The sequence below is a fragment of the Streptomyces sp. NPDC048270 genome (genome assembly GCF_040652335.1).
GTDB lineage: Bacteria > Actinomycetota > Actinomycetes > Streptomycetales > Streptomycetaceae > Streptomyces.
In genome coordinates, this window is record NZ_JBEZLV010000019.1 from 41,561 (window position 1) to 61,922 (window position 20,362).

Annotated in this window: 16 protein-coding genes, 1 tRNA gene and 1 pseudogene; 9 read left to right on the plus strand and 9 right to left on the minus strand. The window is 71.3% G+C overall.

What is annotated here, in order from left to right; translation table 11 throughout:
- Positions 1–17: 17 nt before the first annotated feature.
- The 3 genes from AB0D66_RS18625 (at position 18) to AB0D66_RS18635 (ending at position 3,291) form a co-directional block, all read left to right on the plus strand.
- A complete protein-coding gene (locus AB0D66_RS18625; protein ID WP_362304117.1) occupies positions 18–509 on the plus strand; it encodes a hypothetical protein in 492 nt (163 codons plus the stop codon).
- A 462-nt stretch (positions 510–971) separates the two neighbouring features.
- Positions 972–2,075: an ImmA/IrrE family metallo-endopeptidase gene (locus AB0D66_RS18630; protein ID WP_362304119.1), complete on the plus strand. Its 1,104-nt coding sequence runs from the start codon at positions 972–974 to the stop codon at positions 2,073–2,075.
- Between the two features lie 10 nt (positions 2,076–2,085).
- The gene (locus tag AB0D66_RS18635; RefSeq protein ID WP_362304122.1) at positions 2,086–3,291 is read left to right on the plus strand and encodes a hypothetical protein; all 1,206 of its coding nucleotides are present in this window, start codon (positions 2,086–2,088) and stop codon (positions 3,289–3,291) included.
- On the opposite strand, the gene AB0D66_RS18640 is transcribed toward AB0D66_RS18635, so the two are convergent.
- Both AB0D66_RS18640 and AB0D66_RS18645 read right to left on the minus strand, forming a co-directional pair.
- Positions 3,276–3,890: a hypothetical protein gene (locus tag AB0D66_RS18640; protein ID WP_362304125.1), complete on the minus strand. Its 615-nt coding sequence runs from the start codon at positions 3,888–3,890 to the stop codon at positions 3,276–3,278. The two genes, AB0D66_RS18635 and AB0D66_RS18640, sit on opposite strands and share 16 nt — an antisense overlap.
- 136 nt (positions 3,891–4,026) lie before the next feature.
- On the minus strand, positions 4,027–4,929 hold the full coding sequence (locus AB0D66_RS18645; RefSeq protein WP_362304128.1) for a hypothetical protein: 903 nt from the start codon (positions 4,927–4,929) through the stop codon (positions 4,027–4,029).
- A gap of 394 nt (positions 4,930–5,323) precedes the next feature.
- Here AB0D66_RS18645 and AB0D66_RS18650 point away from each other — a divergent pair.
- Together AB0D66_RS18650 and AB0D66_RS18655 are read left to right on the plus strand one after the other, a co-directional pair.
- Positions 5,324–5,396, plus strand: a tRNA-Arg gene (locus AB0D66_RS18650).
- Between the two features lie 233 nt (positions 5,397–5,629).
- Positions 5,630–6,478, plus strand: a complete 849-nt coding sequence (locus AB0D66_RS18655) for a nitroreductase/quinone reductase family protein (protein ID WP_362304131.1) — start codon at positions 5,630–5,632, stop codon at positions 6,476–6,478.
- On the opposite strand, the gene AB0D66_RS18660 is transcribed toward AB0D66_RS18655, so the two are convergent.
- The 5 genes and pseudogenes from AB0D66_RS18660 to AB0D66_RS18680 all read right to left on the minus strand — a co-directional run bounded on the left by AB0D66_RS18660 (position 6,381) and on the right by AB0D66_RS18680 (position 13,523).
- The gene (locus AB0D66_RS18660; RefSeq protein ID WP_362304134.1) at positions 6,381–7,685 is read right to left on the minus strand and encodes a HAMP domain-containing sensor histidine kinase; all 1,305 of its coding nucleotides are present in this window, start codon (positions 7,683–7,685) and stop codon (positions 6,381–6,383) included. The two genes, AB0D66_RS18655 and AB0D66_RS18660, sit on opposite strands and share 98 nt — an antisense overlap.
- A gap of 136 nt (positions 7,686–7,821) precedes the next feature.
- Positions 7,822–7,953: pseudogene (locus tag AB0D66_RS18665) on the minus strand (class F sortase); the annotation flags it as partial.
- A 277-nt stretch (positions 7,954–8,230) separates the two neighbouring features.
- Positions 8,231–8,431 (minus strand): hypothetical protein, encoded by a 201-nt coding sequence (locus AB0D66_RS18670; RefSeq protein ID WP_362304137.1) that lies wholly within the window; start codon positions 8,429–8,431, stop codon positions 8,231–8,233.
- Between the two features lie 99 nt (positions 8,432–8,530).
- The gene (locus tag AB0D66_RS18675; RefSeq protein ID WP_362304374.1) at positions 8,531–10,240 is read right to left on the minus strand and encodes an MFS transporter; all 1,710 of its coding nucleotides are present in this window, start codon (positions 10,238–10,240) and stop codon (positions 8,531–8,533) included.
- 394 nt (positions 10,241–10,634) lie between these two features.
- The gene (locus AB0D66_RS18680) at positions 10,635–13,523 is read right to left on the minus strand and encodes a hypothetical protein (protein ID WP_362304140.1); all 2,889 of its coding nucleotides are present in this window, start codon (positions 13,521–13,523) and stop codon (positions 10,635–10,637) included.
- Between the two features lie 340 nt (positions 13,524–13,863).
- On the opposite strand from AB0D66_RS18680, the gene AB0D66_RS18685 reads away from it, so the two are divergent.
- The 3 genes from AB0D66_RS18685 (at position 13,864) to AB0D66_RS18695 (ending at position 16,123) form a co-directional block, all read left to right on the plus strand.
- The gene (locus AB0D66_RS18685; RefSeq protein WP_362304143.1) at positions 13,864–14,601 is read left to right on the plus strand and encodes a GPP34 family phosphoprotein; all 738 of its coding nucleotides are present in this window, start codon (positions 13,864–13,866) and stop codon (positions 14,599–14,601) included.
- 210 nt (positions 14,602–14,811) lie between these two features.
- Positions 14,812–15,705 (plus strand): helix-turn-helix transcriptional regulator, encoded by an 894-nt coding sequence (locus AB0D66_RS18690; protein WP_362304146.1) that lies wholly within the window; start codon positions 14,812–14,814, stop codon positions 15,703–15,705.
- 208 nt (positions 15,706–15,913) lie between these two features.
- Positions 15,914–16,123, plus strand: a complete 210-nt coding sequence (locus AB0D66_RS18695) for a DUF397 domain-containing protein (protein WP_362304148.1) — start codon at positions 15,914–15,916, stop codon at positions 16,121–16,123.
- A gap of 180 nt (positions 16,124–16,303) precedes the next feature.
- Here AB0D66_RS18695 and AB0D66_RS18700 read toward each other — a convergent pair whose 3' ends face one another.
- The gene (locus AB0D66_RS18700; protein ID WP_362304151.1) at positions 16,304–17,149 is read right to left on the minus strand and encodes a hypothetical protein; all 846 of its coding nucleotides are present in this window, start codon (positions 17,147–17,149) and stop codon (positions 16,304–16,306) included.
- A gap of 130 nt (positions 17,150–17,279) precedes the next feature.
- Here AB0D66_RS18700 and AB0D66_RS18705 point away from each other — a divergent pair, with 130 nt between their 5' ends.
- The gene (locus tag AB0D66_RS18705; RefSeq protein WP_362304154.1) at positions 17,280–18,512 is read left to right on the plus strand and encodes a PLP-dependent aminotransferase family protein; all 1,233 of its coding nucleotides are present in this window, start codon (positions 17,280–17,282) and stop codon (positions 18,510–18,512) included.
- 463 nt (positions 18,513–18,975) lie between these two features.
- Here the strand turns inward: AB0D66_RS18705 and AB0D66_RS18710 are convergent, their stop codons facing one another.
- Positions 18,976–20,244 carry a serine hydrolase domain-containing protein gene (locus tag AB0D66_RS18710; RefSeq protein ID WP_362304156.1) on the minus strand — a complete coding sequence of 423 codons (1,269 nt, stop codon included), beginning with the start codon at positions 20,242–20,244 and terminating at the stop codon, positions 18,976–18,978.
- Between the last annotated feature and the right edge of the window lie 118 nt (positions 20,245–20,362).

Consider the following 20,362-nt stretch of genomic DNA (forward strand, 5'->3'; position numbering starts at 1 on the left):
CCGCCCGGGCGCTCGCAGTGGCAACGGTGCTGCTCAGCGCGTTCGCCGCCGGATGCTCCGGGGCGTCGACCGATAGCGGCAGGGAAGGCGGCCACTCGGCGGACCCGGGGACGTCCGACTGGGTCGAGGGGGCCACCGCCGAGTCCATCGCCCGGACCCTGCACGTGGAGGTCCCCTCGACAGCGACTCACACCGCGGCAGCGCACCGCAAGGGGTTCCAGGACGACGGATTGATCCTGTCCTTCGTCCTGCCTGCGGAAGCCGTGGAGCCCTTCCTCACCCAGCTGAAGCCGGAGCAGCCCCTCAGACTGCGCGAGCAGCCCTTCGCCGCCGAGGCCACACCGGCCACGCCGTTCGCACGCCTGGGGCTGCCGGAACCGGATTCGCTTCCCAAGGTCCGGGAGGGGCAGGTGTGCGCTCCCTGCAAGGGCGACCTGAACTGGCTCAAGGTCGCTGTGGCGCAGATCGACGAACGGAGCAGCCGCGTCTACCTGAGAGGGGTCAACTGACGCCCACCGGGGGGCAGGCAATCGAAAAGTGGATTCCCGAGGGCCCCGTTCAGCTACAGGTGATCGCTCACCCCGGAGGCGCCGAAGGCGGTGTGCGCGTTCTGACCGCCCCAGCCGGTCGGGCTGCGCCAGATGACATTGACACGGAAGACATCGCGAATGGTGGAAGGTCTTCATGCTCGGCTTCGCCCTCGCCCAGAACGCCACCGGCCGCCGCATGCACCTCGAATCCACAACCGGCCTCTCCAGCAAGCACCCCAGACTGGGCGCCTCTCCTCAGGCGAGCCCACTTGGGCCGTCAGGTAGCTCAGAGCGCGCCCAGGCATCTCGGACCGACGAGCCGGAGCCAAGCCGCCCCCGACGCTGCCTCACCCGTACGCGACTCGCCGCGATGTGACTTGACATCAGTCGCGGAATATTTGGTGCTAGCATTCCGTGGTCTGATACGAGGAGCTGGGTTGCATGGCAGTGACGGAACGGCAGGCACATCCGGGGATGCTCGTGCTCGCACGCGAGTCCCGCGGGATGACGCAGGCTGACGTCGCCGACGCCATGACCAAGGCTTCGCCGTCGGGCGCGACGGTGGTGTCGCAGGGATATGTGAGCCGTGCCGAGGCCGGTCGCCTGACCGTGTCGGACGACCGGTTGGACCTGTATGCGACGGCTCTTGGGTATCCAAGGGAATTGCTCTGCCTCGATCCTGAGGTCGGCGGGGTGGGAGTCGGCCTGATCCACCACAGAAAGCGCGCGTCCCTCTCCGTCGCCACCCTGCGTCGTGTGCACGCTCAGCTCGCCTTCACCCAGATCCAGTTGCGCGGGCTGACCTCCGCTGCCGGGAATCCAGCCCCTGGACACAGGTTCACCAGAGTGGCGCTCGATGACCTCGTCACAGCAAAGGACGCGGCCCGACAAGTCCGTCGTTTCTGGGGCGTCGCCCCTGGGCCAGTGCCTGACGTGATCGGCGCGATCGAGGGAGCCGGCGGTCTCGTCGTCGTCCGCGATCTCGGCAGCGGCCTCCTGGACGCGGTCAGCCAGTGGGCGGACCACAGTGCACCCTTGCTGTTGGTCAACGATTGTGCGCCTGGTGATCGCTGTCGGTTCAGCGTGGCGCATGAGCTGGGCCATTTGGTCATGCACACGGATCCTGGCTCCGGACCTGAGCAGGAGAGGCAGGCCGACGCGTTCGCGGCGGAGTTCCTGATGCCGGCATCGGACATCCGGAAGGCGTTCGCGGGCCGCGTCGATCTGCCGAGGCTGATGGAACTGAAGCGCACCTGGCGTGTGTCCATGAGCGCCCTGCTCCGCCGGGCTCTGGATCTGGGATCCATCACCGAGTGGCAACACCGCACCGTGACCATCGAGATGTCGGCGCTGGGCTACCGCACGGCCGAGCCTGTCGAGATCGCTCGAGAGCGTCCCCGGCTCGTTTCCGACCTCGTTCATACCCTGCTCGACGAGCAGGGTCTTCCACTCGATGAAGCCGCGTCCTGTGCTCATCTACTACGTGAGGACTTCCAACGCCTGTACGTCGAAGGCGATCGCACGTCATTCCTTTTGCCGCTGTGAAGGTGAGGCCATGACCGACTCCTCTGTCCCACTGCCACGTCAGCGCTCCGCCGAGGCATCACACACGGCGGGGGAAGCACTGGGCGCCCTCCGCGACCGCATGCTGCTCCAGGTCTCCCCCGCCCGCGTCGGACAGGTGCAGGGGCACCTCGACCCGGTCCGCAGCGGTTTGATTCTCTGCGGCAAGGATGCGCTGCGGAAGGCTGCGCGACTGCGCCGCGAGGAGGCATACCGCGGCGCGCTGCTGGTCGATCCCGCCGCGTACGAAGTGAGCGCCGCGACCGAGGACGACCCTTTCCCACATGTCGTCTCGGACGCCCTCCCCTTCGACGACCCCCTGGAGGTCTCGCTGGCCGAGCAGCGTGCCGTCGCTGTCACCGCGCCCGTGACTCCGACGGGCTACATCCACGCGGAGGACTCCGACGCGCTGAGGGCCGCCGTTCGCCGTGTCGTCGACCTCGACGACCCGTCGGTGCTCTTCGCCGTTCCGATCGATGTCGCGTGGCTCCGGGACGTGGAGCCGGTGCGGCAGCTGATCGCCTTTCTGCAGCTGGTGAAGGGCCCAAAGGCGATCATGCTCGGCGGACAGATGGACCCACTTGCCCGCTATTCCAAGGCTGTCGGGCATCTCCGCCTGGTGATCGAGCAGGTACCGGACGCCGCCTTGCTGCGTACGGACCTGGCGGCGTTCGGTGCCCTGGCCGCTGGGGCGGCTTTCACCGCATTCGGCATCAGCAGCAAGCTCCGGCACATCGTCGCGCCCGGGGAGAGGGCGAAGACAGGCAGTGGCGGCTTCTCCACCTCGCCGCACGTCCTGTACCCGGAGCTGATGAGCTTCTTCCTCGGCGCGACCTTGGCCAAGCGCTTCGCCGCGTCACCGGCCCCTGTCTGCTCCTGTGGTGCCTGCCTCAATGCTCGCGCGCTGGACAGCTTCACGAGCCTCCACACTCCGCTTCCCGCCGCAGCCGCCGCGCACAACGTCTCGGTGCTCATGGGCTGGCTGCGCGCCCTCGACGCCCTTCCCCAGGGTTCCGCCCGCGAGCGCTGGTGGCATGAGCGCTGCAAGGCCGCTGTCGACCATCATCCGCTGGTGAACGCGGCCATCGCCCAGCCGAACGCCTTCAAGGTCCCCGAGCAGCTGAAGCGGTGGGCACTGGCCGTCCCGGCGCCAGAGGCGAGCAGCACCACGGCGACCGGTACTCAGCGCACCCGCTGATACAGCTCCTCGACAAACGACCAGGCCGCGGCGGTATACCGCAGCGGCCTGTAGTCGCGGGGCTCCAGCACCATCTCGACCTCGTCATCCGCGACGAGGAAGACCCCGATTCCGTAGAAGTCTGCCTCCACCAGCGCCTCGCTCATCCTGGCGGGGCGCCGGGTCAGCAACATGGCCCGTCGGCAATACGGAGCGAAGCGTCCAGCCTCTTCAAGGCCGCGCTTCCAGCCGCTGGCCCGCACAACCGCAAGATCCACATGGAGCGGGCGGACCGCCCGTCGCGTAACCGTCGCCCGGTCCCGATCGGCAGCGCCAGCAGGCAGGGCACGGACGGCGCGCCTCTCCTCCTGGGCCAGTGCCGACAGCGGCACTGGGAGCCCCACAGGGAGGCTCATCAGGGTCTCCAGCGGGTGCATGCGATCGAGCCGTGCCGCGCCGACAGATACTCTCCGCTCGTGCTCGGCAGTGTCCATGCGGTAGAAGAACAGCGCCTCCGTGCTCAGAGCAGGCACGACCTTCGCGAGTCCGTCCGGCTTCAGCAAGGGAGCCGTAGCCGCCCGAACGGAACCATCGATCACGGAGTTCGCCAAGGTCACCATGGCCTCCACCCTGCCTCATGCGGCCGCGGCCGCCTACAGCGGCCCCGCCGTCCATCCAACCGGTACGGGTACCGTCGCTTCTGCCAAACGGCCCAAGAGGTCGTCGAAGCAGCGCCCTCGCCGACTTATTCGTGAGTCATCGTCCCGCTCCACATTGCCGCCAGGTCGTGGAAGTATCCGTATCGCCTCCTGGAGCCGGCGACCACAGCCGCGCCTGGGCTGCCGGAACGCGAAACACCCGCTGCCGCGTGATGTCGTACAGGGTGTGGACACCGCCGGACTCTCCGATGGAGAGCCCTCGGAAGTCCCGCTCATCAGTGAGCCCAGGCACATCCGCGAGGTCCGCGCAGACGGGTTGCAGACGCACCCCGACGAACTGCTCCATGAGGCCGACGTGACCACTCGCTCGTACGTGGTCCGCCTCCTCGCCCATGGCGTTGCCAAGCCAGTACCCCAGGGCGAACACACACAGGGCGAGCGTGATCGCGATCTCCCGAACGCCCCGGAGACGCGGTGAGCGATGACGGGCCACGGCGACGGCCGCACCAGCGTAGAACAGAGCGATCACGAACTCGAAGGCCGTCGGCAGGCCCAAGAGGTGGTCTTCTGCGGTTCTCATCGCGGTGAGGGCAAGCCATGACGCCGTTGCCAAGACGAGTACGCCTCTACGAAACCAGGCGTGGGAAGCCAGACGGTGTCGCACGAATTCCGAAACGCTCCTCGGTACGAGCATGCCAGTGAACAGCTCCAGCAATGCGAGCATCAGGGGCAGGATCAGGACCGCGAAGAAGCCAACGAAGCCGAGCCAGACAGCGAGCCTGGTCAGCATCTCCGTCTTGCCGATCCCCGCTTGCTCGGGAGTGATGCCGAACCGTTCGTAGAAGCGCTCAAGGGCCCAGTACTGCAGGCCGTACAGCACCAGGGCTGCCACCGCGCCGATGGCTGCCGCGTACTGCAGATACTCGCGTCGTGTGGCGACGGGAGAATCACCACCTGGGTCTTCACCCACTGAGCGCTGCGCGGGAAGGGTAGTGGACACCCTGCGCATCCAAGTAGGCCGCCGCCTCTGCCGCAGCGGATTCGGCCCCAGTTCACGCCTACGGGCGGACGCGGCGCCATCGGCACACCGTCCAACATGGTTGAAAGATCGCTCTAGGGACAGAACGGTCCTTCGCCCACGACAAGGCCAGGTCCTCGCACCCTCTGAATCGCCGCAAACCTGCTGGTCCGCGCCACCCCCCGCCCGCGCCCCAAAACGTGGGCCCCCTGGCGGACGCCCATCCGCTACCCTGTTCACTGGTCGGCCGTTGGCGTGGCTCTTGTCGGGCAGCGATGCAGCTCAGCAGGGTCCGAACTACGTCTGACCAGCGGGCTTGGTCTCCTTGTCGAAGATCCACGTGATGGGTGTTCTCCAAGGTTTCCGACAAGCCCCCGCCTTCGTAGCTCAGGGGATAGAGCACGGCTCTCCTAAAGCCGGTGTCGCAGGTTCGAATCCTGCCGAGGGCACATCACCAGGACCCCCAGCCCATCGGCTGGGGGTCCTGCGCGTGTTGTGGTTCCATGGTGTGCGTGTCGCGTGACGCCGCCTACTGAGATGTGGGCCGGGCGGTGGTCGGGCAGGCACCTGTTTTCCAAGGACCGGGCTCATGGGCTTCCACGCCACCGGCTACGGGTGATTCCCCTCGCGTTGTTCGCTGCCGTCGCACGCACGCACACACACCGTGAGGAACCCACACTCCGTGTCATCTTTCAACCAAGCAGTCATCGAAGAGTTCAGGGCCAACGCCGGCCGGGTCGGCGGGCCCTTCGAAGGATCCGAGCTGATCCTGCTCACCACCACCGGGGCCAGGTCCGGCAAGCCCCACACCGTGCCGCTCGGGTTCGTGCGGGAGGACGGGGACGGCGGGCCGCTGCTCGTCGTCGCGTCCGCCGGCGGGGCCGACCGGCATCCCGCCTGGTTCCACAACCTGCTCGCGCGGCCCCTCGTCCAGGTCGAGACCGCGGCCGGGGAGTACGAGGCGGTCGCCGTGCCCGCCGAGGGCGCCCGGCGGGACGAGCTGTTCGCCCGGGTCGTGGACCAGGAGCCGGGCTACGGGGAGTACCAGGAGCGGACCCGGCGGGTGATCCCCGTCGTGGCCCTCCAGCGCACGCACGAGGTGCCCGCCGGGGAGGGCGGGGTCGCCGGGAAGCTGCTCGAGGTGCACGGGTGGCTGCGGGCCCAGCTGGCCCTCCTGCGGGAGCAGGCGCGCGGGAGCGCACCCGGCTCGCTGGGGATGCAACTGCGCCAGCACTGCCTCGCGTTCTGCCACTCGCTGGAGTTCCACCACCGGAGCGAGGACGCCGGCCTGTTCCCGTACCTGGAGCAACAGCACCCGCACATGCGGGAGTTCTTCCGCCGGATCGACGCCGAGCACCGGGTCGTCGCGCGACTCCAGGAGGAGCTCGTCCACGCGCTGGACGGGCCGCCCGGCGCCGGTGCGGGCACCGGGTTCAGCGAGCTGGTGGAGCGGCTGAGCCGGGAGCTGGAGGCACATCTCGACAACGAGGAGGAGCAGTTGCTTCCGGTGCTGCGGGCGCTGGAAGGGTGACGCGGGCCTCGGCGCCGCCCTCCCGCGGATTGCGGAAGGCGAGGGTGGCGCCGAGGGCGCGGGCCTGGCCCGCCGCGATGGTCAGGCCCAGGCCGTGGCCCTTGTTCATGCCCTCCGTGCGGAACCGCTGCGGGCCGGCGCCGAGCAGGTACTCCGGATAGCCGGGACCCGCGTCGGTCACGGTCAGGGTCCGGCCGTCCACCCGGACCGTGACCGGGGCCGCGCCGTGCTTGTGGGCGTTGGCGACGAGGTTGCCGAGGATCCGCTCGAGGCGCCGCCGGTCGGTCTCCACCCGGAGGGACGTGACCACCTCCAGCCGCGTGTCCGTGCCCGAGGCGCGGATCGTACGGGCCGCCAGGCCGGCCAGGTCGTACGCGTCCAGGTCCACGCGCTCGCTGCCGGTGTCCAGCCGGGAGATCTCCAGGAGGTCCTCGGTCAGTGCGCGCATCGCCTGGACGCGGTCCCGTACGAGTTCGGCCGGGCGGCCCGGCGGCAGGAGTTCGGCGGCCGCGTTCAGGCCGGTCAGCGGGGTGCGCAGCTCGTGGGCGACGTCCGCCGTGAACCGCTGCTCCGCCTCCAGCTTGCGCTGGAGCGAGGAGGCCATCGTGTCCAGGGCCCGGGAGACCGCCGCCACCTCGTCCTTGTTGCGCGCGCTGTCGTCGACCCGGGCGTCCAGGTCCCCCGCGCTGATCCGGCGGGCCACCTGCGCCGTCAGGTGCAGCCGCCGTGTGATGCGGGTGACGCCGACCGCGCCGATGAGCAGGGTGCCGCCGATGGCGAGCACCGAGGAGCCGAGGATGGCCCGGTCCAGCTCGGCGATGGTCCGCTCGGCGGCGGTGAAGTCCACGGACACGGCTATCGCGGTGTCGTGTTCGGCCGGCGCCGCGGCCCACATCGCGGCGCGGCCGCGGTGTTCGCCGATGGCCGTGGCGCGCTTGCCGGTGAGCGCCAGCGCGCGCAGCTCGGGCGGCAGGCCGACGGGGTCGAGGCCCTCGCCGCGCGCCATCCGGGCGCCGGTCTCGTACGCCGTGATGGTGCGGTCCAGTTTGGCCAGGGCCTTCTCGCGCGCCGTGCCGACCGTCTGGTGGGTCATGGCGCCGTGGACGAGGCCGCCGAGCAGTGCCGCGAGCCCGCAGCACATGAGGGTGATGAAGACCGCGGCCTTCCAGGTCAGGGTCGAGGTCCAGGCGGGCAGCCGAAGGCTCATGGTGCGCTGGTCCCGTTCATGATCCCTTGGGCCCGTCCGTCCTGGCTGGTGGTGGAGAGGCGGCCGGCGAAGCCCGTCCTCGGTCGCCAGGCCACCGTAATGCGCCTGCCCGGGCACGCTCGCGGCGGGCGCCGGATCAGGCCGCCACGAGGTCGGCGTAGAAGATCACGTTGTTGGTGCGGTGGCCGTCCTCCAGCTCGCCGCCGCAGGTGAGCAGGCGCAGCTCGGGGCGGCCGGTGTCGCCGTAGACCTTGTCGGTGGGGAAGTCCAGCGCGGGGCGGGAGCCGGAGCCGCAGGCGGCGAGGGCGCCGGTGGCGGTCACGGCGAGGGCGGTCACCGCCAGGGCGCGGCGGGCGGGGGCGGGGGCGCGGGTCATGGGGACGACGCTACGGGGGGCATGTGTGGGTCCCCCGTCGGAAAGGTAACGGTTGTCCGGATGCCCGCCCGCGAAGTCGTGACGACGCGAAGAGCCCCTCCGGCCGGAGCCGGAGGGGCTCTCCTGAAAGGGTCGGAGGGGCCGGAGGGGTCGGAGGGGTCGGATCAGCTCAGCTCAGGCCTCTGCTGCGTTCGCCGATGCGGTCGCCCTGCGGAGTGCCGGCCCGCTTGAGGGCCGCCTTCGTGTGCGCCCCGCCCTTGACCTTGCTCCGCAGCAGACCGTCGAAGCCGTGGCCCGGCGGGCGCGGCGGCCGGTCCGGTTCCAGGGCCTGGTAGGCCTCTCGGAAGTCCCGCTTCTGCTCTTTGCTCATCCCGTCGTCAACTCCCTCGGGAAGCACCCAATCGGACTACTGGGATCGTATGCAGATAAACGGTCCAACGCACCCGGACCGGACGTAAAGGATTCTGGATCAAGGCCGGGGCGCTACGGGCCGGTCCGGCGGCCCGAGCGTGCCGTGCACCAGCTCCTCCGGGCAGGGCGTGCCCCGCGGCAGCTGGTACTTCGCCGCCACCCGGTACTGGCCCGGGGCCGGGGCCAGCAGCTCCGTCCACACGTCGCCCGATCCGTCCGGCGCGGCCTTGAACAGGCATCCCGCCGTGTTCGCGTACTCCTTCACGGCAGCCGCCTTCGCCTTCGACGCGAAGGTCTCCTCCGGCGGCGCCACCGGCTTGCCCGCGCCGTCGACCAGCCCCAGCCACGGCGAGTGCGGGATCCGTACGAGCACCCGCCCGGCCTGCTTCACGTCGATCACGAGCCGGTCGGCGCCCGCCCGCACCACCGTCGCCGGCCCGGACACCAGGTCGGTGGGCTGGTGGACCTTGAACAGCTGCCAGTTCGCGTCGCCCCACACCTGCTGGAGGTACGGCAGCCCCTCGCGCACCAGCTTCGCCTCGTCCTCCCCGCCCGAGTCGGGTTTGTCGGCGGGCAGCACCACGTAGTGCACCGCCCAGCGCTCGAGCCAGGCCCGGTAGCTGTCGGCGGTCAGCGTGTCGTCGTAGAAGAGCGGGTTGCGCTCCAGGTCCGCCTGCCGGTTCCAGCCGCGGGCGAGGTTCACGTACGAGGGGAAGGCGGAGGATTCGCGGTGGCTGCTGGCCGGGACCACCTCGACCCGGCCGCGGTCGGCGCCCGCCTTCTGCAGCTGGTCGACCAGCGGGGCCAGCTCGCGGTTCCAGGCCGCCACCGGGGTGGTGCGGACGATGTCCGTGATGCTGTTGGTGGTGATCCAGATGTTCAGGCCGGCGAAGGCGAGCAGCAGCGCGTACCAGCGCCGGGTGCGCGGGAGCGCGTACGGGAGGGCCGCGAGCAGCACCGCCCCGCCGAAGAGCATGATCAGGCGGGTGACGTTCGACCCGACCTGGGAGTCGATCGCCCAGGTCAGGAACACCCCGAAGGCGTAGACCGCCGAGGAGATCCGCACCGTCTTCCACCGCTGGGGCACGAGGAACAGCACCGCCAGCGCGAACGCGAAGGGCAGCCAGGCCGAGCCGAACTTCATCGGCTGGGTCCCGGAGAACGGGAACAGCCAGGCCGACAGCCCCACCACGGCCACCGGGGCCAGGCCCAGCGCGTACGCGCCCGGCCGCCGCCCGCTCAGGAACAGCGCGGCCGCCACCACCCCGAGGAAGAGCCCGGCGACGGGGCTGGAGGCCGTCGCGAGCCCGGCCAGCGGAGCCGCCACGGCCGCCTTGGCCCACCGCCGCTCGGCCCACTTGCGCGGCCAGCAGAAGACCGCGGCGACCGCGCCGAGCGCGAACATCACGCCGAGGCCGAAGGTGACGCGGCCGGACAGGGCGTTGCAGAGCAGCCCGTACACCCCGGCCAGCGCGGGCCACAGGGGCTCGCGCACCGTGCCGCGGCAGCGGGTCAGGACCAGGGCGAGCAGCCCGGCCGAGACGGTGCCCGCGATCATCATCGTGGTCCGGACGCCGAGCATGTGCATGAGATAGGGCGAGACCACGCTGTACGAGACGGGGTGCATGCCGCCGTACCAGGCGAGGTTGTACGCCGAGTCGGGGTGGCGGCCGACGAACTCGGCCCAGGCGTCCTGCGCGGCGAGGTCGCCGCCGCTGTTGGCGAAGCTGAAGAACCAGACCACGTGCAGCACGCCGGCGAGCAGCATCGACACGGCGACGGGGTGGCGGCGGACCAGGTCCAGGGCCCGCGCTCCCGCGCCGCGGGGGGCGGGAGGTGCGGGCACGCCGACGGAGCCGCCGGGGGCCGGGGGCGCGGGCGCGCCCGCGGGGCCGCCGGGGGCGGAGGGCGCGGGCACGCCCGGGGGGCCGCCGTGGCCCTCGCCGCGCCGGCCCTCCTGCTGCTGCCGCTGCTCAGCGGTGGTCACTGACGTACTCCCCAACACACGAGTCCACAGCCCGCACACGCCTGCGTCCGCGCGCCCGGGGCGTTCGGGGCGTTCGGACGCCCAGGACGTTCAGGACGTTCAGGTCCCGGGACCCAAGACGCGTCCCGGCGCCCCGGGGTTGCCCGGGGCGCCGGATCCACGCTCTCACCGGCTGTCAGCCGACGCGCGTCAGCTTGCTGCCGAGGCCGGGCGAGGCGAGCTCGCCCTGCAGCGCCACCGGCACCTTCACCTGGCTCGCGCCCTCGCCGACGGTGAGCACGCCGATCTCGGTGCCGGCCTTGGCGGTCTGCGGGATCTTGCCGCCGCCGTCGGCCAGCTTCACGTTCACGGTGAGCGAGGCCCAGCCGATCGCCTGGACGTCGGCGGTGGCCACGACCGGGGTGCGGCCGCCGAGGCCGTCGTCCACGTAGCCCACGACCTGGCCCTTCTTCACGACGGGCGCGCCTTCGAGGGCCTTCTGCGTGGCGACCATCAGCTGCTTGCTCGCGGAGATCACGCTGTCGATGATCGGCGGCTTGTGCTGGCCGAGGACCGCTCCGACGATCAGCTGGTTGGTGTTGCCGATCTTCTTCTGGGCGGCGAAGAGGAGGTTTCCGCCGGCCTTGGTCGTCGTACCGGTCTTGATGCCGAGCGAGTCGTTGTACGGGACCAGGCGGTTCCAGTTGTCCCACTTCTTGCCCGACGGGTCGACCCAGCTCGGCTTCTTGGTGATGTCCAGCAGGGTCTCGATCTCGACGAGCTTGAGGCCCAGCTTCACCTGGTCCTCGGCGGTGCTGACCGTGGTCGCGTCCAGGCCAGAGGGGTCGGTGTACGTGGTGTTGGCCATGCCGAGTTCCTTGGCGGTGTCGTTCATCTTCTTGACGAACGCCTCCTGGGAACCGGAGTCCCAGCGCGCGAGCAGCCGCGCGATGTTGTTGGCCGACGGGATCATGAGGGCGGCGATCGCGTCGTACTCCGAGATCTTGTCGCCCTCCTTGACCGTGTCGAGGGTGGACTCGTTGTTGACCGAGTCGTTCTTCTTGCCCTCGGTCTCGGCCGTCTTGTCGACGTCGATCATCGCGCCCTGCTCACCCTTCTTGATGGGGTGGTCGCGCAGGATGATGTACGCCGTCATCGACTTGGTGACGCTGGCGATCGGCACGGGCTTCTGCTCGCCGGACTGCCCGAGGGTGCCGAGGCCGGCGGCGGCCATGTAGGCCTGGCCCTCGCTGGGCCAGGGCAGCTCGGGCTTGGCGCCGCCGAAGGTGTACGAGGACTTCGCGGTCATCACGAGCGCGGGCTCCGGCAGCGGGCGCACCAGCTGGACGACGGCGAGGATGATCGCCAGGAGCACGACGAGCGGGAAGTAGATCTTGAACCGCCGCACGGCCGTGCGCAGTGGGCTCGGCGGCGGGGGCGGGTTGTTGGTGAGGTCCGCCAGCATGTCGAGCGGCGGCTTGGGGGGCAGGGGCTGCTGGGTGGTCCGCTCGCTGCGGTCCATCGAGGCGGGGGTGGAGGCGGCCGGGGCGGCCGGGGCCGGGGCCGGGGCCTTCGGCGCCTGCTGCTCCGGCTGCTGCTGCTTCGGCTGCTGCTGCTTCGGCTGCTCGCCGGGCTCGTCGGTGCGCAGCGGCACGAAGGTGCTGGCCTTGGGCGGCGCGGCCGCCGGGGAGGCCGCCGAGGCGGAATCCGCGGGCCGGTCGGCGGGGGCCGGCGGCTTCACGGCCCGGAACGTGGCGGTCCGCTCGCTGTCGTCGGCATCCGCCGCCGGAATCCGGAAGACTCCGGTCCGCTCCCGCGGGGCGGGCTCCTTGACGGACGCGTCCTCGCCCGCGGCGGGCTTGACCGCCCGGAACACAGCGGTCCGCTCACTGTCGCCGGACTCGTCGGCGGAAGCGGAAGCGGAAGCGGAAGCGGAACCGGCAGCCGGAGCGGTCGGGGCGTCAGAAGCCCCCGGCCGCACCGCCCGAAACACAGCCGTCCGCTCACTGTCGGCGGCCTCCCCGGCAGGGGTAGCCGGCTTCACGGCACGAAACGCGGTGGTCTGCTGGTCGCCGACCGGTCGGCCCCCTGCCGAAGCAGCGCCCGCGCCGGCGTCGTCGCCCGCCGGCCGCGTCACCGAACCGGAACCCGAACCCGGCGCACCGTTCGCACGGGACGCGCCGGCGCCCTCACCACGAGCCGGCACCTCAGGCACCGAGGCGGAGCCCGCCCCCGACCCGGCCGCGCGCTCCTCGCCGGTCGGCTCGGCCGGGGCCGAAGCGGAATCCGCGGCGGGTGCATCCGCAGGGGTCACCGCGCGGAACGCGGTGGTCTGCTGGTCCCTGACCGGCCGGGCCCCTGCCGAAGCAGCGCCCGCGTCGGCGGTGTCGCCCGTCGGCCCCGCCACCGAACCGGAACCCGAACCCGGCGCACCGTTCGCACGGGACGCGGCCGCACGGTCAGCGCCGGTCGGCTCAGCCGAGGCCGAAGCGGAATCTGCGACGGGCGCATCCGCAGGGGTCACCGCGCGGAACGCGGTGGTCTGCTGGTCCCTGGCCGGCCGGGCCCCTGCCGAAGCAACGCCCGCGCCGGCGTCGTCGCCCGCCGGCCCCGCCACCGAAGCGGAACCCGTACCCGGAGCCGGAGGCGTCACCGCACGGAACGCGGTGGTGCGCTGGTCGCCGACGGAAGCGGAACGCTCGCTGGGCGGGGCGGCGGAGCGGGATGCGGCCGCGTCCTCCTCGTCGGCCGGTCCGGGCTGCGCCGCAGCCGAGTCCGTGGCCGGCGTGCGGGGCGCGGGGGCGGGCTCGGCGGCAGTCGGCCGGGGCCGCACGGAAGCGGAGTCCGCGTCCCGGGCGGGCTCGGCGGCAGTCGGCCGGGGCCGCGCGGAAGCGGAGTCCGCGTCCGGGGCGGGCTCGGCCGGTGCGCGTCCGGCGGCTGCCGCCGGGGCGGAGTCGGCGGGGCGGGAGACGGGCCCGTCCCCGGCATCGGCGGGCGGCTCGTCGGCGGTGGCGACCCAGGCCGCCACCGCGTCGCGCAGCGCGTCGCGGCCGCCGGAACCGCCCGTATCCGGTTCCGCGTCCACGGCTGTGTCCGCAGAGGCATCGAAGGAGGCATCGACAGAAGCCTCGGGATCCCGCTGCCGGAACACCGACAGCCTCGGATCACTCTCCGCGGAGGTCGACGCCGCCCCCGACGCTCCCTCATCAACCGACTTGTCGGGGGACTCGCCCGCCACCAGTTCCTCCTCCATCGTCGCCACGTCCAGCTGTCCGAATGTCTAACAGTGTCCCGTCTAGGGGGCATCGCCCCCGTGCTAGACGAGAACGACATAGCTGCGGGTTCCCCCACAAAGCGGCCACGCGCTCTCGACAGATGAATGTGAGAGGCGTCACCCTGTCACTCATCCACGCGGGGAGGCATGGATGGGCAGGAGCCGCAGAACAATTCCGGAGGAGCTTCTGCTGCTCGCCTTGGACCCGGCCACGGGTACCACGGCGCAGCCGCAGTCGCTCGACCTCGGCCTGGCCGGGGCACAGCTAGTGGAGCTGGCTCTGGCAGGACGGATAGCCCCTGACGGGGATCGTATCGCCGTGGTGATGCCACGGCCGACAGGAGATCCGACTCTGGACTCCGCACTGGAACTGCTGCGCAGGCGCGGCAGCCCGGTTCGGGCCGTCCACTGGATTGGCGGGCCCCGGCTGGGGCTCCGCCAGATTTACCTCGCCCACCTGGAGCGCTGCGGCATGGTGCACGCCGTCGCGGGCCAGATGTGCGGGGTGCTGCCGACGACTCGCTACCAGGCGACGGACACGGCGATCAGCCGGGAGATCCGTGCCCGGCTGGACACGGCGATCCGCACCGGCGTACCGCCGGACCCGCGGACCGCGGCGCTCGCCGCACTGGCCCACGCGGTCGGACTCGGCAAGCACCTGTACCCCGGCAACGAGGGGCGGTCGTCCAGATCCCGGCTGCGGGACCTGATCCGGCACGACCCGATGGGCGGACTCGTGGCTCACGCCGTGATGGACGTCCAGAACGGTGTGGCCGCACAGCCGCGCCGCGACCGCGCACCGGCCCAGCCGGCCGCCCGGGCCACGGCGGGCAGCGTTCCGCTGCAGCCGCGCCGGACGGGTGCCATGGCCCGCGCGGCCGCGCACTGATCCACCCCGTTCCACCCGCTCCATCGCAAGGCCATCACGACGCCGGCGCGCGGGGTGACGGGGCCGGTCCACCGGTCCCGCCGCCCCGCGCGTCTGTTTTTCCCTGCCGTTCCCCAGCGCCGCGGCGCCCTTCGGTGGCAGTCTGCTCAACATCAGACACGCAGAGAGACAGACAGCTGCACGACAGAAGAAGGCGGAGGTGCCGTTCACGTGGCGTCCAATGTCAATCCCACCGTCCGACGCCGCCGACTGGGCATGGAGCTGCGCAAGCTCCGCGAGGACAAGGGCATGACGGCCGAACAGGTCGCCGAGCGCCTCCTCGTCTCCCAGTCCAAGATCAGCCGGCTGGAGAACGGCCGCCGGTCCATCAGCCAGCGCGACGTACGCGATCTGTGCGAGGTGTACGAGGTGGAGGACCCCAGGCTCGTGGACTCACTCATGCAGATGGCGAAGGACTCCCGCCAGCAGGGCTGGTGGCACGCCTTCGGCGACATCCCGTACAGCGTCTACATCGGCCTGGAGACGGACGCCGCGAGCCTGCGCACCTACGAGCCCCTGGTGATCCCGGGGCTGCTCCAGACCACGGAGTACGCCCACTCCCTGGTCCGCGGCGCGTGGCCGGAGACCGCTCCGGCCGACGTGGAGAAGCGCGTCCAGGTCCGGATGCACCGCCAGAAGCGGCTCTCCGAGACGGACAACAACAATCCGGAACTCGGGCCGCTGCGCCTGTGGGCGGTCATCGACGAGGCCGCGCTGCGCCGGTGCGTGGGCGACGCCGAGCTGATGATCCGGCAGCTGGAGTTCCTGATAGAGCAGTCGGAACAGCCGCACATCACCGTGCAGGTGATGCCGTTCGCGCTCGGCGCGCACCCCGGCGTGAACGGCCAGTACGCGATTCTGGAATTCCCGGACGCGTCCGACTCGACGGTGGTCTACATCGAGGGCGTGACGAGCGACCTGTACCTGGAGAAGGCCAACGACGTGCAGAAGTACAGCGTGATGTACGAGCACTTGCGCGCCCAGGCGCTCAATGTCGACCAGACGCGGAACTTCATCTCCGACATCATCGGTGAATACGCGGGCAAGGTCGGCGAGTCACGGTAAATCCCCAGGAATCCCATGGGCTCCCGGGGGAGGGCCGGTACCGTACACCGTCGCTCCCCGGCCGCATAAGGCTTGAATGGAATATGCCACTCGGTCGGGTGAATGCCTCCTTCACCCGTCAGGAGCTGCGGGTAGCGTCGATCACGTCAGCCGGAGAACGAGCCGGCCGACGCGGAAAACGGAACTACTCGCTGAACCGGAGAGAAACATGGCTATTCGTCAGGGCGCCACGCACCACTGGACCAAGTCCTCCTACTCCGCCAACGGCGCCTGCGTCGAGGTCAAGTCCCCCGTCATGGAGGCCATCGCGGTCCGCGACTCGAAGGTGCAGGACGGCCCGTCCCTCACCTTCGCGCCCGGCTCCTGGACCTCGTTCGTCGACGGCGTCAACGAGGGCCGGCTGGGGCGCCTCGCCTGAACGTCACGGCATGCGCCCCAACCGACCCGAGTGCGTTAACCGCAGTACAGGCAGTACAGGCAGTACAGGCACTACACGCAGGACCCGCAGTACAGGCAGTACCCGCAGCACTGACTGGAGCCCTCTCGACCGGTCCGCCGTCCTGGCCGAGGGGGCTCGGCCATGTCCGCGTACGGTCGGCTACCTCAGCTGGTCGACGTACCGGTCGGTCCCCGGCACCGTGGGGATGAACGGCGCCACCAGCTCCACCCGCCCCAGCCCCGCCTCCGCGACCTCCGCGTCCAGCCCCTGGAAGCGGTCCCAGCAGGTCCGGGGGTCCTGCTCCAGGAACCACAGGAGCGTCAGGCGGGTGTCGACCCCCTCGACCTGCTTGACGTACGTCATCCGGTCGCCGGGCAGCGGCGTCGGCCGGAAGACCGTCACCATCGCGGCAGGGGAGCCCTGCAGCCGCTTCGGCAGGGCCCGTGCGCGCAGCCACTCCAGCAGCTCGGCCCGCTGCGCCGGGCCGTCGGCGTCGACGACCTGGACGACGAGGCCGGCGTACGGGTGGTCGAGGGCGTGGAAGTCCCGCGGACCGGCGGCCCCGTCGCGGTAGACGGTGGCCTCGTGGTCCTGGAAGGCCGTGAACACGTGGGTGCGGTCCTGGTAGACCCGCCCGTCTCGATTGAGCCTCTTGTTGATGCCGACCGTCCACTTCATGTGCTCGTCGTAGCGGCCCTCGGTGACCCAGTACGTCGAGATGTAGCAGCCGGCGGTGACGGGCTGGGCGACGGCCGACTTCTCCGGGTAGCGCAGTTCCTGGAGTTCGCGGGTGGCCACCCAGCGCCGGCCCGCGTACATCCAGGGCATGGCCATCGCCCCGGCGTAGTAGTGGTCGTCCTCGTACCAGCGGTTGTACGCGTGCTCGTGGCCGGGATGCGGCTCCACCATGGTGATCAGCGCATGGCCGGGGCGGACGCCGTACGGGCCGACGGCCGCGAGCTCGGCGTAGTCCCCGGCGCGGGTGTCCCGCTCTTCTGTCGTCATGCGACCGGTGTAGCTGATGTGACGTCAGATCGGGAGTCCTCGGGGGCCGTTCACCATGTGACACATAGGTGTCGTCTGCACCTTTCAGTGGCTACGATGCCCGCACCCCACACCCGGAGGAGAGCCCACCGTGCCCGCTGCCGCCGTCTCCGCTCCCGACTCGGACTCCGCTCGCGCCGCCGCGCCGCCGCCCGCGTTCGCCTCGCGCGCCGCCTCGGTCGGCGGCTCCCCCGTACGGGAGATCCTCGCCCTCACCGAACGCCCCGGGGTGATCTCCTTCGCCGGCGGCCTCCCCGCGCCCGAGCTCTTCGACGCCGAGGGCCTGCGGACGGCGTACGACACCGCCTTCGCCGTGTCGGCACGGCGGGCGCTGCAGTACTCGACCACCGAGGGCGCGCCGGAGCTGCGCGAGGCCGTCGCGCGCCGGGCCACGGCCCGGGGCCTGGCGACGGGCGCGCAGGACGTGCTCGTCACCTCGGGCTCGCAGCAGGCCCTCACCCTCCTCACCACCGCGCTGGTCGAGCCCGGGGACGTGGTGCTGGTCGAGAACCCCACCTACCTGGCGGCGCTCCAGTGCTTCGGGCTGGCCGGGGCCCGTGTGGTGGCGGTGCCCTGTGACGCGGAGGGCCTGATACCCGAGGCCCTGGAGGAGATCGTCGCCCGCGAACGCCCCAAGCTGCTCTACACCGTCCCCACCTTCCAGAACCCGACGGGGCGCACCCTGCCGGGAGCCCGCCGGGCGGCTGTGGCGCGGACGGCGGCGCGGCTGGGGCTGTGGCTGATCGAGGACGACCCGTACGGGGACCTGCGCTACGAGGGGGCCCAGGTGCCGTGGCTGGCGGCGCATCCGGGGGCGGAGGACCGCACCGCCCTGCTCGGCAGCTTCTCGAAGATCATGGCGCCGGGGCTGCGGCTGGGCTGGCTGCGGGCGCCGGCGGCGCTGCGCCGGGCCGCGGTGGTCGCCAAGCAGGCGGCGGACCTGCACACCTCGACCGTGGACCAGCTGGCCGCCGCGCACTACTTGGCGGCGGTGGACCTCGACGCGCACGTGGCCGCGGTCCGCACCGCCTACCGGGCCCGGCGCGACGCCCTGCTGGCGGGTCTGGCCGGGGCCCTGCCGGAGGGCTCCGCCTGGAACCGTCCGGAGGGCGGCATGTTCGTGTGGGCGCGCCTTCCGGAGGCCCACGACGCGACGGCCCTGCTGAAGGCGGCCCTCGCCCACGACGTGGCCTTCGTCCCGGGCGCCCCGTTCTACACGGGCACCCCGGACCCCCGCACCCTGCGCCTGTCCTTCACCACGCACACCCCGGAGGAGATCACGGAGGGCCTGACCCGCCTGGCGGCGGCGGTGGCGGCGGGTTGAAGCCCGCCGAGGCGCGCGGTTGCACTCAGTCCGTGGCTTGCCGGACGCCGGAAAGGCCACCGGTTCGGGCGGTTCCGCGCGAGGCACGGCGCGATGCGGGCAGGGCCCGGCTAAACTTCTGAAAGGCCATCGGGAAGGTCTTGCTTCCTCGTTGGATCAGACCCTCGGCCGGGATTGCCGTCCCGCCGGGGGTCGTCTCATGTCTGGAGTTGTCGCGGCGAGCATATGCCAGGCAACCCCACGCGAATCCAGTCGAGTTGGACGGATTCACCCGACCGGGCGATTGCGGTCGAACGGGGAGGCTGGAGGGGTTGGGTCTGGTTCTTTCTCCGGTTCTTTGGTGGTTGACCACCGACACGACCGCACCCCCCGCGACCGGCGCACAGCGTTGCACCACCCGGTCCGAACAGGGCAGTTGTGCGTCCGGGCGCGTCGGCCCGCCCCGTGGGCGAACCGGCCGCGGCTACGGCGAGGACGGCGCGGGAGCCGTCCGCGTGGCGCCCGTCGGTTCGGGGGCGGTCGGCACGTGGCCCGGGTACACGTGGCCGGGGGTCACGATGCTCGTGATCGCCTCGCCGAAGAGCGTGCTCGGCTCCTGGCCCTTGTACAGGACGTCGGTGTTGAGCAGGACGACCATGGTGGCCTGGGCCTCCGGCAGGTAGACCGTCAGGGTCTCGTAGCCGGGCAGCGAGCCGTTGTGGCCGATCCAGCCCTGGACGTTGAAGATGCCCAGGCCGTATCCGGCGCCGGGTATGCCGTCGATCGAGGTGGTCTTCAGGCGCTCGGCCTGGGTCGCGGGCGTCAGCAGCGTGCCGGTGGCCACGGTGCGCGCCCAGCTGCGCAGGTCCATGAGGTCCGAGATCATCGCGCCCGCGGCCCAGGCCCACGACGGGTTCCAGTCGGTCGCGTTCACGATCTTCCCCGTCGTGTCGTCCGTGTAGCCCTGCGGGTGCGGGTCGGGGAAGTGCGCGTCGGTGGGGAAGAGCGTCTTGCGCAGCCCGGCGGGCTCCAGCACCTCCTCCCGGATGAACTCCTGGAGGGGCTTGCCCCCGACCTTCTCCACGACCAGGCCGAGCAGGATCAGGTTGGTGTTGCTGTACTGCCACTTCGCGTTCGGCTCGAACTGCACCGGGTGCCTGAAGGAGTAGCCGAGCAGCTGCTGCGGCGTGAAGGGCCGGGTCGGGCCGGCCGCGAGCGCCTTGTTGAAGTCCTCGTCCAGGCTGTAGTTGAAGAGCCCGCTGCGCATGCCCGCCAGTTCGCGCAGGGTGATGCGGTCCCCGTTCGGGACTCCGCTGACGTAGGTGCCGATGGTGTCGTCGAGGGCCAGCTTGCCCTGGTCGACGAGTTCGAGGAGCGCGGTGACCGTGAACGTCTTGGTCTCGCTGCCGATGCGGATGTTGAAGCCGGTCTCCATGGGGGAGCCCGTCGCCTTGTCGGCCGTGCCGAAGGTGCGTACGTAGCTCCCCTTGCCGGGAGCCCACAGCCCCACGATCACGCCCGGCACCCCGGACTCGCGCAGGACCTGCCGGATCGCGGCGTCCAGCTTCGCCGCGACGGCCGGGGTGAGCTCGGGGAAGGCGGCGGCGCCGTCCGGGGACGGGGCAGCGGAGGAGGCGGAGGGGCCCGGCGTGGGAGCACCGTGGGCGGGGCCCGCGAGGGCCGGGGTGACGAGCAGACCTGCTGCTGCGGCGGCCACGCAGGCCCGGCGCAGCCGTGTGCGGGTGGGACTCACGGCATGCCTCCTGTCGCACGGGGGAACGAACGCACGTACGAGTACGCGGACCCCGTACGCGGACCAAGGCAGCACGACCAGCGTAGGCCCGCCCCGACCGGGTCGCGAGGCGAGCGGC